At 65.6% G+C, this 14684-nt stretch carries 14 protein-coding genes; 4 read left to right on the top strand and 10 right to left on the bottom strand.

The window, feature by feature from the left end:
• The first annotated feature begins 78 nt into the window (after positions 1-78).
• Positions 79-1041: a serine O-acetyltransferase EpsC gene (gene epsC, locus BVH03_RS16015; RefSeq protein WP_256574718.1), complete on the top strand. Its 963-nt coding sequence runs from the start codon at positions 79-81 to the stop codon at positions 1039-1041.
• A 258-nt stretch (positions 1042-1299) separates the two neighbouring features.
• Here the strand turns inward: epsC and BVH03_RS16010 are convergent, their stop codons facing one another.
• The 9 genes from BVH03_RS16010 to BVH03_RS15970 form a co-directional block, all read right to left on the bottom strand.
• The gene (locus BVH03_RS16010; protein WP_075962096.1) at positions 1300-2187 is read right to left on the bottom strand and encodes a metal ABC transporter solute-binding protein, Zn/Mn family; all 888 of its coding nucleotides are present in this window, start codon (positions 2185-2187) and stop codon (positions 1300-1302) included.
• Positions 2184-3086 (bottom strand): metal ABC transporter permease, encoded by a 903-nt coding sequence (locus BVH03_RS16005; RefSeq protein ID WP_168175632.1) that lies wholly within the window; start codon positions 3084-3086, stop codon positions 2184-2186. Before BVH03_RS16005 ends, BVH03_RS16010 begins: the two co-directional genes overlap by 4 nt.
• A complete protein-coding gene (locus BVH03_RS16000; protein ID WP_075962095.1) occupies positions 3083-3838 on the bottom strand; it encodes a metal ABC transporter ATP-binding protein in 756 nt (251 codons plus the stop codon). Before BVH03_RS16000 ends, BVH03_RS16005 begins: the two co-directional genes overlap by 4 nt.
• Entirely contained in the window at positions 3835-4767 is a 933-nt protein-coding gene (locus BVH03_RS15995) for a metal ABC transporter substrate-binding protein (protein ID WP_075962094.1), read from the bottom strand. Before BVH03_RS15995 ends, BVH03_RS16000 begins: the two co-directional genes overlap by 4 nt.
• 35 nt (positions 4768-4802) lie before the next feature.
• The gene (locus BVH03_RS15990) at positions 4803-5369 is read right to left on the bottom strand and encodes a DUF6162 family protein (protein WP_075962093.1); all 567 of its coding nucleotides are present in this window, start codon (positions 5367-5369) and stop codon (positions 4803-4805) included.
• A complete protein-coding gene (locus tag BVH03_RS15985) occupies positions 5366-5692 on the bottom strand; it encodes a hypothetical protein (protein WP_075962092.1) in 327 nt (108 codons plus the stop codon). The genes BVH03_RS15990 and BVH03_RS15985 overlap by 4 nt, the downstream gene beginning before the upstream one ends.
• Positions 5689-6234, bottom strand: a complete 546-nt coding sequence (locus BVH03_RS15980) for a thiamine pyrophosphate-binding protein (RefSeq protein WP_075962091.1) — start codon at positions 6232-6234, stop codon at positions 5689-5691. The genes BVH03_RS15985 and BVH03_RS15980 overlap by 4 nt, the downstream gene beginning before the upstream one ends.
• Positions 6231-7418, bottom strand: a complete 1188-nt coding sequence (locus BVH03_RS15975; RefSeq protein ID WP_075962090.1) for a PepSY domain-containing protein — start codon at positions 7416-7418, stop codon at positions 6231-6233. The genes BVH03_RS15980 and BVH03_RS15975 overlap by 4 nt, the downstream gene beginning before the upstream one ends.
• A 189-nt stretch (positions 7419-7607) precedes the next feature.
• Positions 7608-8666: an AraC family transcriptional regulator gene (locus tag BVH03_RS15970; protein ID WP_075962089.1), complete on the bottom strand. Its 1059-nt coding sequence runs from the start codon at positions 8664-8666 to the stop codon at positions 7608-7610.
• 198 nt (positions 8667-8864) lie between these two features.
• On the opposite strand from BVH03_RS15970, the gene BVH03_RS15965 reads away from it, so the two are divergent.
• The 3 genes from BVH03_RS15965 (at position 8865) to BVH03_RS15955 (ending at position 13658) form a co-directional block, all read left to right on the top strand.
• Complete coding sequence (locus tag BVH03_RS15965; protein ID WP_075962088.1) at positions 8865-10895, top strand: NADPH-dependent 2,4-dienoyl-CoA reductase; 2031 nt, start codon at positions 8865-8867, stop codon at positions 10893-10895.
• Between the two features lie 396 nt (positions 10896-11291).
• Entirely contained in the window at positions 11292-12578 is a 1287-nt protein-coding gene (locus BVH03_RS15960) for a chromosome partitioning protein ParA (RefSeq protein ID WP_075962087.1), read from the top strand.
• Positions 12579-12716: 138 nt separating this feature from the next.
• Positions 12717-13658, top strand: coding sequence for a 1-aminocyclopropane-1-carboxylate deaminase/D-cysteine desulfhydrase (locus BVH03_RS15955; protein ID WP_075962086.1), 942 nt, complete (start codon positions 12717-12719; stop codon positions 13656-13658).
• On the opposite strand, the gene BVH03_RS15950 is transcribed toward BVH03_RS15955, so the two are convergent.
• Positions 13647-14678 carry a DUF1853 family protein gene (locus BVH03_RS15950; RefSeq protein WP_083640088.1) on the bottom strand — a complete coding sequence of 344 codons (1032 nt, stop codon included), beginning with the start codon at positions 14676-14678 and terminating at the stop codon, positions 13647-13649. The two genes, BVH03_RS15955 and BVH03_RS15950, sit on opposite strands and share 12 nt — an antisense overlap.
• Positions 14679-14684 lie beyond the last annotated feature (6 nt).

Below are 14684 nucleotides of genomic sequence, written 5' to 3'. Positions count from 1 at the left end.
AGCGTGCCTGCGAGTGCGCCGTATTGTCCATGTTCTGGCCGGCCACTGGCGCCGGCCATCTGTCGAGTTGAGGTGTCGATGAACGGCGAGTTTGCCATCCGCAATGACGATGGCGCCGAGGTTGATTACTGCTCCCGGCCCGTCAATTGGGACCTGGAGCAGACCGTGGCCGGCCTGCGCGCGGCGCGTGCCGAATGGCGCAACCGCTCGGGCCGTCACCCTGAGTTGGGTGGCCGCGAGCTGCCGTCGCGCCAGGCCATGGCGGCAATCTTGACGGGCCTCTGTGGGGCGCTGTTCCCGATGCGCCTGGGGCCTACGGAGTTGCGCGAGGAAAGCGAGGATTATTACGTCGGTCATACCTTGGATCGCGCACTCAATGCCCTGGTGACCCAGGTGCGCATGGAGTTGCGTTACGCGGCGCGCCAGCGCGGTGAGTCCGGCGATGACGTGGATGGCCAGGCGGTCGCCATCGTGCGTGATTTTGCCGCCGCATTGCCAGCGCTGCGCCGCTTGCTCGATCAGGATGTGGTGGCCGCCTATAACGGCGACCCGGCGGCGCGCAGCGTCGACGAAGTGCTGCTGTGCTACCCCGGCGTGTTGGCCGTGATCTATCACCGCCTGGCGCATCATCTGTACCGCGCAGGGCTGCCGTTGCTGGCGCGCATCGCGGCGGAGACCGCCCACGGCGCCACCGGTATCGACATTCACCCCGGTGCGCAGATCGGCCACAGCTTTTTCATCGATCACGGCACCGGTGTGGTGATTGGCGAGACGGCGATCATCGGCAACCACGTGCGCATCTACCAGGCCGTGACCTTGGGTGCCAAGCGCTTCACCAGTGACGAGAGCGGCCAGTTGCACAAGGGCCAGCCGCGTCACCCGATCGTCGAGGATGATGTGGTGATCTATGCCGGCGCAACCATCCTGGGGCGCATCACCATCGGCAAGGGCTCGGTAATCGGCGGTAACGTCTGGCTGACGCGCAGTGTCGAGCCAGGGAGTAATGTGTCGCAGGCCAGCGCGGAGCGCAGCGGCTGCTGATCCGTGTCATGGCAAGGTCACAAGGATTATTTAGACTCGGTCAGAGATCAAAGAGAGAGAGAAAGGAGAACGGAGATGGACGATTATCAGGAAGAGTTGCTCGAGTCCCGCGCGCTGGGACAGGACGTGCCCGAGTTCGCGGAAGACGCCACCGAACTCTGAGTTCATTGAAAGGCTTGGGGCGAACGCCGGCCGCGATCAAAGCAAAAGGCCCGATGCGCATGCATCGGGCCTTTTCGTTTACAGAGCCTGAACTGCTTACTCGGTCAGCGTCTTGACTACCGTGTTGATGTTGCCTTCCAGCTCGGCCACCGGGTCTTCGCTGTCTGTTGCCAGCACCAGCAGTGGCACACCAGCGGCTTGCACTGCATCAGCCACTGGCTTGGGCGGGGTGCGATGGGTCAGCACCAGGGCCACGTCATCGGCTTTCAGGGCGCCGGTCAGGGATTTCAGGGCGTCGGCGTCCCAGTCGCGGTCATCGCGGCCGTCGCTGCTGACCAGATCCAGGTTGAGGCCGCTGATCAGGTAGTCCAGGCGATCACTGAGGCTGTACACCGACAGGTTGTCGGCCTTGGCCAGCTCGCGCTCGCTGTGAGCGTTGAGCTTGAGCAGGCGCTGCTTGAGGGCAGCCAGGTTCTGCTCGACCTTGCCCTTGGCTTCCGGCGCCAGGCGTACCAGATCGGCGGCCATCACGTCGGCCATGCGGCCCATGTTGTTGATCGCCAGCCACGGGTGGCTGGCCAGGTCGTTGTCACTGGTGCTTTCGGCCTGGATGGCGATACCCGGCAGGGCGCCATCCACCGGGCGGGCGGCGTCGATCTCGACGATGCGAATGTTGCTGCGCCGGGCCATGGGGTAGAGCGGGTCTTCCGACCACAGCGAGCGCAGGGCGATGGCCGCGTCGGCATCGACGGCGACCTTTTGCAGCGCGGTGGCGCCACGCCCGGCGAAGTAAGATACCTGGCGGCTGGCCGGCAGGTTGGCTGGCGCGGCGCGCTCGATGTGCACCTGGGTGCCGTCGAGCAGGTCGCTGGCCAGGCCAAAGGTGATCGGCTGCGAAACCAGTACGCTGACGTCCTTGGCGAGGGCGAGGCCCGGCAGGCTGAGGAGCAGGGCAAGGCCCAGTTGGTGGAGTCGATGGGTCATCCCAGGTTCCCTTTCAAGCTTGGTACGACGCCGCGCGCGATGGCGGCGATGGCGAAGGCGATACCGGCGATCATGATGATCGCGGCGCCGGAGGGGATCGGCAGATCCAGCACGATGGGCAACAGGATGCCGAGCAGCGTGCTGACGGTGGCGATCAGCACCGAAAGCCAGAAGAAGCCTTTCAGCGACTGGCTGAGCAGACGCGCGGCGGCGGCCGGAATCACCAGCAGGGCGCCGACCAGAATCGCGCCGATGACCTTGACCGCGGCCACGGTGATCAGCGTTACCAGGATCACGAACAGGTAATCCAGAGTTTTCACGGCAACGCCGCGCACTGCCGCCAACTGCGGGTTGAAGCTGGCCAGCATGATGCGATTGTACAGCGGCAGCGCCAGGCCCATGACCAGGCCGCCGACCACCAGCAGAACCAGCAGGTCGGTGCCGTTGACGGTGAGTACCGAGCCGAACAGCACGTTTTCCAGAATGTGCACGTTGATGCGTCCGGCCAGCACCAGTAGCAGGCTGGCGCCCATGGCCAGGGAAACCGACAGGAATACGCCGATCAGCGTGTCCGGCGCCAGGCCCGTGCGATTGCGCAGGTAGTTGAGCAGAATGCCGAACAACAGCGCGTAGCCGAACAGCGCGCCGTAGGGGCCGGTGTAGGGTTCGCCGAGGAGGATGCCGATGGCCACGCCAGTCAGCGCGGCGTGGCCTACCGCTTCGGAGAAGAACGCGAAGCGCTTGACCACCACCAGGGTGCCCAGGCCGCCCAGCACCGGGCCGATCAGCAGGCCGGCGAGCAGGGCGTTGACCACGAAACCATAGGCCAGCGCAGCGGGCAGGTAGCCGGATGAGGCCCAGCCCTGGATCAACAGACGGAACTGTTCATAGTCGATCATGGCTGGGCGGCCTCCACGGTGCGGGCATGGGTGGAGAACAGGCTGAGCAGGCGCTCCGGGGTCAGGGCTTCACCCGGCGGTGCGTCGAATAGCACGCGGCGGCTCAGGCCGGTGACGCGATCGGCCAGGCGCTTGACCGCCTCCAGGTCGTGCTCGATCCACAATACGGTCATGCCGGCACGGCGCCAGTCGCCGAGCAGGCGTTCGAACACCTGGATGCCGGCTTCGTCGAGGGCCGACATCGGCTCGTCGAGCACCAGCATTTGCGGCGCGGGAATCAGCCCCTGGGCCAGCAGCACACGCTGGCGTTCTCCGCCGGACAGTGCGCCCATGCGCCGCTTACGCTTCTCCAGCATGCCGACGCGGGCCAGGGCCTCGTCGATGGCCTTGGCATAATGCTTCGACAGGCCGAGAAAGGCCGGTCGGCGCTGGCACATGGCGGCCATGAAGTCGTCCACGGTCATCGGCAGGCCGCGGTCGAACTCCAGCGCCTGAGGCACGTAGCCGATGGTGCCGACCTCTTCCTGCCAGGCCAGGCTGAGCGTGCCCTGGTGGGGCATCTGGCCGAGCAGGGTCTTGATCAATGAACTCTTGCCACCACCGTTGGGGCCGACCAGCGCATGCACGCTGCCTGGCTGCACTTTGAAACTCACGTTGTCGAGAATCTGCGTACGCCCCAGCACCAGGCTGACCTGCTGAAAGTCTAGGGTCGGGCCGATAGCCTTCACGTGCAGATTTTCCGCCGCGGTCATTGGCCGGCATCCTGGATGGCGCGCACCACGGTGTTCATGTTGTTGGTCATTTCCTTTTCGTACTTCTCGGCACTGTATTCGCCGTAGGAAATGTGCGACAGCGGGTAGAGCTTGACGCCCGACTCGCGCTGGATGGTGTCGACGTAGGTGGACGGGAAGTCCAGCTCGGAGAAGATCACCTTGACGTCCAGCTCGCGCAACTGGTCGATGGTCCTCTTCAACTGGCTCGGGCTCGGCTCGATGCCGTGGGCCGGCTCCACCACCGCAGTGACTTCCAGGCCGAATTCGCGCAGCAGGTAATCGTAGGCCGCATGCACGGTGGCCACGCGCAGGTCGGCGTCTGGCGCCTCGGTGAGCTGGCCGAGCGCATCGGCGCGCAGCTTGCGCAGGCGCTTGCCGTAGGCGCGGGCGTTCTGGGTGTAGGTCCTGGCGTTGTCCGGATCGAGCTTGCCGAGCTCGCGGGCGATGTTGTTGATCTGGGCGATGGAGGCACTGATCGACAGGAAGGTGTGCGGGTTGACCACCTTGCCGGCGCCACGGGCAGCGATGCCGGTGGCGGCCAGCAGCGGTACATTGGCGTTGGCCTCGATCACCTCGATGTCCGGCTTCTCGCTGGCGGCGATCATGCGGTCGGCGAAGTCGTCATGGCCCACGCCGTTGAGCACCACCACGTCCAGCGAGCCGATACGCTTGATGTCCTCGGCCCGCGGCTCGTAGGCGTGCGGGTTGAAGCCGGCTGGAATCAGTGGCACCACCTCGGCCTTGTCGCCGACGATGTTGCTCACGTAGCTGTAGTAGGGGTGCAGGGTGATGCCGATGCGCAGCTTGGCATCGGCCGCGCTGGCGGCACCGAGCAGCAGCAGGGCGGTCGCGCCGATGCTCAGGCGTGATAGCAAGCGGCGTGCGCGGAAAAAGCGGGAAATGGGCATGGGCGGGCGGTCTTCTGTCGAGTGAGTCAAAGGTGTCAGTGGCGATGTTGCCGGGTCACACCTGCGTCGTAGTGGGAGGCGATCTGCTGCCAGCCGGCAGCGATCAGGGCCGGCGCCTCGAGGCTGGCAGGCGCGCTGGCGGTGTTGCGGTTGAGCCACACGTCGGCCTGCTCACCCTCGGCGTCGAGGCGCATGAGCAGGGAGCCGGCGACGTCCAACGCCTGGCTGGCGCCGAAGTAGGCGGCCTCGGCACCGGGCAGCAATTGCCACTGGTGGCTGCCGCGGCTGGTGGCGCTGGCATCGTTCACGAACGGCGGGAAGCCTTCGTCGGCCAGCTCGGCGGGGCTCAGCAGGGTCTGCTCCTCGTCGCGGCGAATGCGGATCTCGTCGGCGGCCACGCGCAGGTCGGCATAGATGCCTTGTTCGGCGGCAGTCAGGTCGCGGCGGGCGTCGATCTGATGGCTGGCGATGGCGGTTTCGCTGTCCGTCTCGCCATGCCAGGCGACCACCGAGCCGGCCACCAGCACGATGGCCAGGCACAGGGCGAGCACGTAGAGGGTTTCATGACCGGCACCGGCGGGGCGTACGACCTGAACTGTCATAGGGCCTCGATTTCCGTGTGGTCGATCTCGACGACATGGCCGGGGCCGGCGTCGAACAGCACGTAGAACTCGCCTTCGGGTTTCTTGAAGGTCAGTGTCGAGTCGTCGTCCAGTTTGCCGGGCACCAGAATGCTCTCGTCATAGCCGATCACATCCAGGGTCACGCCGGCGGCACCGCTGCCATCGGAGAAACCGCCTGTGCAGCGGATGTTCTCGGCATCGACTTCCTCGCACTGGCACATCGGGTTGTGAGCCAGGGCCAGGCCGCTCAGCGACAGCAGGGCGATGGCTGCGGTGCTGCGCAGGATGTTGGGTTTGATCATGGTTTGCCTCCTTGTTGTTTCTGCAGCCACGCGACGGTGGATGGGGATGCCTGTTCGAGTGGGACGGCGGCCTGGTGCACGGAGCCGTCCCAGCCCTCCATGGTGATCCATAGCTCGGCGTTGGGCTTGGTGCGGGTCGGCAAGGGCACGGTGGCGCCCATGCGATACGCACTGCCGAAGAAAATGCCGCCGGCAGCGCGCAGGCTACGGGGCTTGCCGATGCGCAGGTAGGTGGCCTTGACCTGGCCGATGCACTCCTTGCACAGCGCACCGGTGAAGGTCTTCATGTAGCCGGACGGGCCGTCGAGCTCTGGTGGCGCGGCGCGAAATTCCGCCAGGGTGATCGACCAGGGGCCGACCGAGAATTCACCGGCCGTGCGCTCGCCCAGGCCGCTGGTACCGCGAAACAGCGCGACGTCGGCGAAGTACTTGGGCATGAACCCCAGCGGGATGAGCACCAACAGGATGTTGATGTGGAAGCGCCATTTGTACCAGAAGCGGCTCAGCGGCGAAGCGGGTTGTGCTGCCATGGCCTTGCTCATGCCTTGACCTCCCCAGTGTCGGTTGCAGTGTCACGTTCACGCGAGCGCGCCGGCCGCTTGATCGCCTTGGCGGTGGCCTGGGCGGTGCGCTTGGTCCAGATCAGCAGGCCGCTGAGCACCATCATGCTCAGTATCAGGCCGAAGAAGAACCAGATCATCTTCACCCACAGGCCACCGAAGTCGCCGGTGTGCAATGGGCGCATGGATTCGGTGACGAACTCCAGCTTGGAGCGATCTTCGAGCAGACGCTGCTGCGCCACTTCACCGGTATAGGGGTTGATCGAGGCGCTCTGGAACATCAGCGGGTACCAGCCGCGCCCGCTGACGGAGATATGGTCGTAGGCGTTGCTCGGCAGGCGGGTGAAGCTGACGTCCAGGCTCGGCACCTTGTCGATGGCGATGCGCGCGGCTTCGTCCACATCGAGCATCGGGATCGGCTCGCCGGGGCGCACGTTAGGCACGTCTTCGCGGGCCACCACGGCGGGCACGCCTTCGGTGGAGATGGAAATCTGGTTGTCGAAGAGGATCGCCTGGATCAGGAACCAGATGCCGGTGATCGACACCACGGCGATGAACCAGATCGACCAGATACCGCTCAGGCGGTGGAAGTCGCCCCAGAAGATCCGCGCGCCCTGATTGAAGCGCAGGCGCGGTTTGAGGAAGCCCTTCCAGAATTTCTTGTAGACCACGAGGCCGGTGATCAGCGACAGCAGCATCGGGATGCCCATCATCGACACCAGGTACCAGCCCCAGCTGAAACCGTTGGTGAAGGGTACCAGCCACCAGCCGTGCAGGGCGCGGGTGAACTGGCGGAAGTCGAACTCGGGGCTCACGCCCTGGATGGCTCCGGTGTAGGGGTTGACGTACAGGGTCGGGTTGCTGCCATCCGGGTAGCTGACCCGCGCGGTGAGCGCGAAATGCGACTCGTCCGGGCGGGAGATGGACTGCACCACCAGCTCCGGCTGGGCCTTCCTGATTTCGGCCAGCACCTGGCCGAAGGTCAGCAGCTCGGCATCGTCCGAGGGTTTACTGGCGCGTACGTCGGGGTTGGCCAACCAGACGATTTCCTGGCTGACCACCGCCAGGGTGCCGGTGACGCAGACGATCAGCACGAAGAACCAGATCGGCAGGGCGAGCCAGCTGTGCACCAGGAACCAGATTTTTGAACGCGACTTCTTGGACATGTATATCAATCTTGATTGAGCGCCTCGTGCGTTGCACGGGGCGCGAGTAAGGTACGAACGAAACTTGGCCGGCCAGGTAGTCAGCGAGGGGAGCAAACCGATGAGGTGCTCGTCAGGCGGGCAAGAATGAATCAATTGTCTATTGTGACGGATGAGAAGCGTAAAACCCGCAGCTGCAAATGAAAATAGTTATTTCATAGATTCAGATGCGTTGCTGTGCTGTCGCAGTGTGCGGCGCATTTCTCCGGGCGGGTGCTTGAGCCAGCGTTTGAAGGCGCGCTGAAACGCCTCCGCTGAGGCGAAGCCGAGCAGGTAGGCGATCTCGCCGAAACTTAGCTCGGTGTCCCGCACGTAGGCAACCGCCAGGTCGCGGCGGGTCTCGTTGACGATAGCGCTGAAGCGCGTGCCTTCATCGCCCAGGCGGCGGCGTAGCGTCCAGCTCGGCAACTGCAGTTGGCGGGCGATATCGTCCATGTCCGGCTCTCGCCCATGCAGGCGTGGGCCGAGCAGCTGGATGACGCGATCACGCATGTTTTGCGGGCGCGTCAGCTTCTGCAGTTCCTGCTCGCAAAGTTGTAATAATTCATTCCAGGTGCCCGGGCAATGCAGCGGATTGCGCAGGTTCAACGCTTGCTGATCGAGCCTGAGCCCGTTGAAGTCCGCCCCGAACGTCGGTACGCAACCGAACTCCAGCCGATAGCGTTCAGCGTAGTCAGGCGCGGTGAACTCCAGCTGAAGGGTCTGGGTGGTCAGCGGTGTGCGGGCCAGCGCGCCCAATTGTTGCAGCCAAGTGGCCAGCACGGTGTCGACCACGAAGCGGTTGTAGGCGTTGTACGGGCCGATGGAATGAAAGCGCAGCCAGGCGCCGCTGCTGTCTTCGGCCAAGCTGGAGCGGCCGCGGTAGTTCGAGGCGTACAGTGCCTCGAAGCGGATCAGGGTGCGGGCCGCCTCGCGCACGGTAGGCGCCTGGCCCGCGGCGATACCGGCCAGACCCAGGCGGTGCAGGTAGGCGAAGCGGCCCATCAGCAGACCGAGGGCCGGCTCGCCGGTCAACTCGATGGCGGCGTGACCCAGGTGCATGTAGCGCGGGATCGACAGCCGGGCGCGCGGCTCGGCCAGGCGCGCGGCATCGAAGCCATAATGTTCGAGCAACGGCTGCGAGGCGTGGCCAAGAAGCTCGACGGCGTCTGCCAGGCTGTGCAGGTAGCCAACGGATAGATCGCCCAGGCGAATGGCAGCAGGTTTCATCGGCGTACGCCTGGCAGGGAGGGGTCGCCAGCGTAGCTCGGCCTAGGGCAGTGCGCCAGCTGCGCTGTCACTCATGATCATTGATTTGTCATTTACGAACATTGAGTAGAGGCATCTGCTTCACTATCTTCTAAGCCATACGACCGCTGCCCGCGCAGGTGGCGGCAACTCCGTGACCGACGCCGATGGACTGAAACCATGACCGCCTACCCGCACCTGCTCGCGCCCCTTGATCTGGGCTTCGTGACCTTGAAGAACCGCACCCTGATGGGCTCCATGCACACCGGCCTGGAAGAGAAGCCTGGCGGCTTCGAGCGCATGGCCGCCTACTTCGCCGAGCGTGCCCGTGGTGGCGTCGGCCTGATGGTCACTGGCGGCATCGCGCCGAACGAGGAGGGCGGCGTGTACGCTGGCGCGGCGAAGCTGAGCACGCCTGAGGAAGCGGACAAGCATCGCATCGTCACCGAGGCGGTGCATCAGGCGGGTGGGCTGATCTGCATGCAGATCCTGCACGCCGGCCGCTACGCCTACAGCCCCAAGCAGGTGGCCCCTAGCGCCATCCAAGCGCCGATCAACCCGTTCAAACCTCAGGAGCTGGATGAGGCGGGTATCGAGAAGCAGATCGCCGATTTCGTCAATTGCGCGGTGCTGGCGCGCCAGGCCGGCTATGACGGCGTGGAGATCATGGGCTCCGAGGGCTACTTCATCAATCAGTTCCTGGCGGCCCATACCAACCAGCGCAGCGACCGTTGGGGCGGTAGCTACGCCAATCGCATGCGCTTGCCGGTGGAGATCGTCCGTCGCGTACGCGAGGCGGTGGGCAGCGACTTCATCATCATCTATCGCCTATCCATGCTCGACCTGGTCGAGGGCGGCAGCAGCTGGGACGAAATCGTGGTGCTGGCCAAGGCCATCGAGGCGGCGGGCGCCACACTGATCAACACCGGCATCGGCTGGCACGAGGCGCGTATCCCGACCATCGCCACCAAGGTGCCGCGCGCCGCATTCACCAAGGTCACCGCCAAACTGCGCGGCGAGGTGAGGGTCCCGCTGATCACCACCAACCGCATCAACACTCCGGAGGTGGCGGAGCAGGTGCTGGCCGAAGGCGATGCCGACATGGTGTCCATGGCGCGGCCCTTCCTCGCCGACCCCGAGTTCGTCAACAAGGCCGCTACCGGGCGTAGCGACGAGATCAACACCTGCATCGGCTGCAACCAGGCGTGCCTGGACCACACCTTTGGCGGCAAGCTGACCAGCTGCCTGGTCAACCCGCGGGCCTGCCATGAAACCGAGCTCAACTACATCCCCACTACCGTGGTGAAGACCATCGCCGTGGTCGGTGCCGGGCCTGCCGGGCTTGCCGCCGCCAGCGTGGCGGCCGAGCGCGGGCATCGCGTTACCCTGTTCGATGCGGCCAGTGAGATCGGCGGCCAGTTCAACGTGGCCAAGCGCATCCCGGGCAAGGAAGAGTTCTACGAGACCCTGCGCTACTTCAAGCGCAAGCTGAAGACCACGGGCGTCGAGCTGCGCCTGAATACCCGGGTGAGCGCTGCGGATCTGCTCGCCGGCGGTTTCGACGAGGTGATCCTGGCTACCGGCATTCTGCCGCGCACGCCGGCCATCCCGGGTGTCGAGCACGCCAAGGTGATCAGCTATCTGGACGCCATCCTGGGGCGCAAACCGCTGGGCCCGCGCGTTGCGGTGATTGGCGCTGGTGGCATCGGCTTCGACGTCAGCGAGTTCATCACCCATGCAGGCCCGGCCACCAGCCTGGACCGTGATGCGTTCTGGAAGGAGTGGGGCATCGACCCGGCCCTGCAGGCGCGCGGCGGCGTCGCGGGCGTGCAGCCGCAGGTCGAGCCGGCAGCGCGCCAGGTGTTTCTGCTGCAACGCAAGAAGAGCAAGGTTGGCGATGGCCTGGGCAAGACCACCGGCTGGATTCACCGCGCCGGCCTGAAGAACAAGCAGGTGCAGATGATCAATGCCGTCGAATACCTGCAGATCGACGACCAGGGACTGCACGTGCGCGTGGCCGAGGGCGAGCCCCAGGTATTGCCAGTGGACACGGTGATTCTCTGCGCCGGCCAGGATCCGCTGCGCGAACTGCAGGACGAGTTGCTGGCGGGTGGCGTGCCGGTGCACCTGATCGGCGGGGCCGACGTGGCTGCCGAGCTGGATGCCAAACGTGCCATCAACCAGGGCTCACGTCTGGCGGCAGCGCTCTAAGAATCCGTTCACGATCTTTTTAGTCGACATTAAACAGGGGGCTGCAAAGCAGAAGCGGCCGTTTGCTGATCCACTGTGGGAGCGCACCATGCGCGCGAAAAATCGCGGGCATGGACTGGGCGTCCCCGCCCGCTCCCACAGGTACCGCGCCGATGACCGCTCTCGCCACTCTGCAGTCAAAGCGCTGAACTCGAGCCGAAATATCGTGCACAGGCTACAGCAGACGGCTGCTACCGAGCCGGTCACAGTTCGACCGTGCCGTTCGTCCTGCGGCTGAATGACTGCCAACCGGGTCACACAGCCTGTAATGGGTTCTCGCCTAGACTTGCCTGGCTGGCGCTTCGTTGCGCCAGCGAAAAGGCAGCGCGAACCGTCATTACCCCGTGGAGAACATCGATGAGCAAGCCGCAACTGATCGAGGCCGTGATGTTCTTCGCCCCGGACGGCAGCATCGATAAGCAGATGTTCTACACCGAGTTCGAGACCTTGCTCGATGGCCTGGTGAAGATGCCGACCCTGGCCGACGAGCAGGTGCGGGCCGCGTACGTGGTGATCAATGGCCGTCTGCAGATTCGCTCGGCGGTGTTCTTCTACCTGGATCTCGACGAAGACGGTGCGCCGGACAGCGGTTGGAACATTCCCCTGCAGCAGATGGCCGAGCGTGCCGGCCGCGGCCCCGACCTGGGCGGCGGGCCGATTCGCCTGGCCTGCCGTAGCCAGTGCCCGGTGTCCTGGCACCAGCTGCACCTGTGGGACCCGAGCCTGGTGCCCGGCAACAACGATCTGGCCACCTTGCGCGACATGGTACGAGCCAACGGCCTCGGCATCCTCATGCAGGAAGAGGAAACCCCGGCCGTGACGCCCGAGCGGCTGCAGGTGGCCTCCGAGGATCAATGGTACGCGCCCGAAACATCCCGCGACATGGCCGAAAAGCTGGCCGAGCGCCTTTCCCACGACTACCGGCAGAAGGCTGCGCAGCTGGTTCGCCAGCAACGTGAGCGCCTGGCCGCCCTGGCTCACGAGCACCAGGCCGAACTGGCGCGCGCCGTTTCGCAAAGCGGTGGACAGCTGGCCGAGCTGCAAGGGCAGGTTCAGACGTTGCGTCAGGCACTGCGCCAGCAGCAAGGGCTCAACCAGAGCCTGAAATCGCAACTGGCCGAACAACGGGAAGCGCAACAGGGCGAGCGCGAGGAAATGGCGGTGCGGGTGCGCGCTGCCGAGCGTCACGCCCGCACCGAGCGCGAGATACTGCGCGAGCAGTTCGACAAGGAGCTGCGTGCGCGCATTCTCGCCAGCCAGTCTGCCGCCGAGCAACAGGCCCGTCACCGCGAGGGCGAGGCTGCCCAGCGCGGCGCCGGCCAGGTGCTCGAACGCCTGGCTGCACAGGGCGTGGTGTTCGTGGTGTTCCATCCGGGCGCCGGGCACCTGACGGTGCCTTTGCTGGATGTCGACCGCTACCTGGCGGGCCCGCAGGCCTATGCGGCGAGCAAGTGCTTCGTGCCGGAGAGCCAGTACCGGCAGTGGCTGGAGCATTATCAACGGCCCCGTTGCGAAGGGCTGCAGGCCGATGGCCAGCGCTGCGATGTAGCCGTCGAGCGAGTCGACACGCCCGGGCGGTTCGTGGCTGGCGAGTCCAACTGCTGCATACTGCACAAGACCGCCCGCCTGCGTACCGTGGGTTAACAGGCCGCTGAAGAACTATCTCGGCTTAGGCTTCCTGCGTCGCTCTACCTCCTGCATCCATGCAGCCGTACGTTGCTGCCTCGCCTACGTTTTTCAACGGACTGGTACACTCCCGGCCTTTTTCCGGGCCGTATCGTCATGACCTCGATTCCACTGGCTGCCATCAGTGCCTGGCGCCCCCAGGCGCCCCTGCAGCGGCTGCGGTTCGACTGGCTGATGGGTGTCGAATTGGCGGTGCTGCGCCTGGACCTGATCGACCCGCTGATCAGCGGCAACAAGTGGTTCAAGCTCGCGCCCCATCTGCGCGGCGCTGCTGAACAGCGTGCCAGCGGCATCATCAGCCTCGGCGGCGCCCACTCCAACCACCTGCATGCCCTGGCTGCCGCTGGGCAGCGTTTCTCGTTCGCCACCGTCGGCCTGCTGCGGGGCCATCCCCAGGACACGCCGACCGTCGAGGATCTGCAGCGCTCCGGCATGCAGCTGCACTGGCTGGGCTATGGCGCTTATCGCGAGCGGCATCGTGCCGAGTTCTGGGCTCCCTGGCAGGCGCGCTATCCGGGGTTCATGCCGGTGCCCGAAGGGGGCGGCGGGCTGCCAGGCGCGCTGGGGTGTGCAGATTTACCGGCGATGGTGGCGGGGCAACTGGCAGCGCTTGGCTGGGGTTATTACCACGGCTGGTGGTTGGCGGCCGGCACCGGCACCACGCTGGCCGGGTTGGTGATTGCAGAGGCCGGGCGGCGCTGCGTGCACGGTGCCCTGGCCGTACCGCTAGATCATGGCGTGCCCGAACAGGTCCGTACGCTACTGACCGAGGCGGGCCGTGACGATGGCGGATACCAGTTGCTGGACGCCTGTCGCGGCGGCTTCGCGCGTCAGGACGCCGAGTTGCTGGCCTTCATGGAAGGGTGCGAGACGCAGAGCGGTTTGCTGCTGGAGCCGCTGTACACCGCCAAGGCGTTGCTGGCCTTGCGCGATGCCATCCGCCGAGGTGAGATCGAGGCCGGCCGACGCCTGATCTTCGTACACACCGGTGGGCTGCAGGGCCGCCGCGCGGCGCTTGGCAAGGGTTCAGCGCGCTGAGGGCGGCGCCGCACCCGGTTCGGTGCCGCTGATTGGCCAGTCGTCGGCAACCAGAAAGATCCGCTGGCGCTCGGTAAGTGCGCCGTTGCCATCGGGCTGTAGATCGACCAGCAACTGCGCGCCGGCGTCCGCGGCCAGCCCATCCAGCCAGGCCTGCAGGTCCTGAGCGGACCAGGCTTGCGCCACCGGCCGCCTAGCCGGTGCCAGCCAGGCGTTGCGCGGCAGCGGTTGCCAGTGGGCATCCGGGTATCGCGCCTGCAGCCCAGGCCATTGCCGGCGGTGCAGCCAGGTGCCGCGCAGGTGCGCCGGCTCGGCCCCCTCCGGTGGCGGATGATCCAGACCATGGGGGTAGAACAGATAGCCACCCAGCCACATCGAGGCCTGGATCGGTGCGTGGGCCAGCATCGCCAACGCTTGCCGCGCTTGCGGCGAACCTGACAAAGGCAACTGGTGAGTGGCGAGATGATCGAGCTTGAGATCCAGGCGGTCCCGGCCTCCCGGCCCGATCCAGTGCTCGGGCGCACTGGGCGGCTGACCCAGGTACAGCTTGATCGCCAACTCCACGTGGTGCACGCCGCTGGCATCGCGCAGCAGCAGATCCAGCTCGCCCAGGGTATGGCCGCCCTGGCGAATCGGCAGGTTGGCTGCCAGTATCTCGATACCGGGCGCCGCGTGCAGGGCGAACTGCCACAGGCGCTCGTAGTAAAGGCCCAGGCGCCGCACCGAGCTGCGCGACAGCCATTCGTGCAGCGCTTGCGGGTTTTCGTCCTGACGCTGCAACCAGTCGGCCAGCAGATCCGGCTCGGCCGCCCAGGTACTGTCGATCAGTGGGTGACGCTGTGGCCAGGGCGTGCGGGCGAGCAGGGGTGGGGAGAGCAGCGTCCAGGCCAGGTCACGCACGGCAGGTTCGCTGAGGTGGCGGGGCAGGTCGGCAAGTGCGGTGAACGGGGTCATCACTGCAGCATAGGCGTTTGCTGGCGTCGGCGTCAGGGTTTGCTGGCGTAGGGTGCCTTCGCCCATAATCCA

This window comes from Pseudomonas sp. PA15(2017), from assembly GCF_001945395.1.
GTDB lineage: Bacteria > Pseudomonadota > Gammaproteobacteria > Pseudomonadales > Pseudomonadaceae > Aquipseudomonas.
The sequence above is the reverse complement of the archived record's forward strand: the minus strand, read 5'-3'. Positions and strand labels throughout refer to the sequence as shown.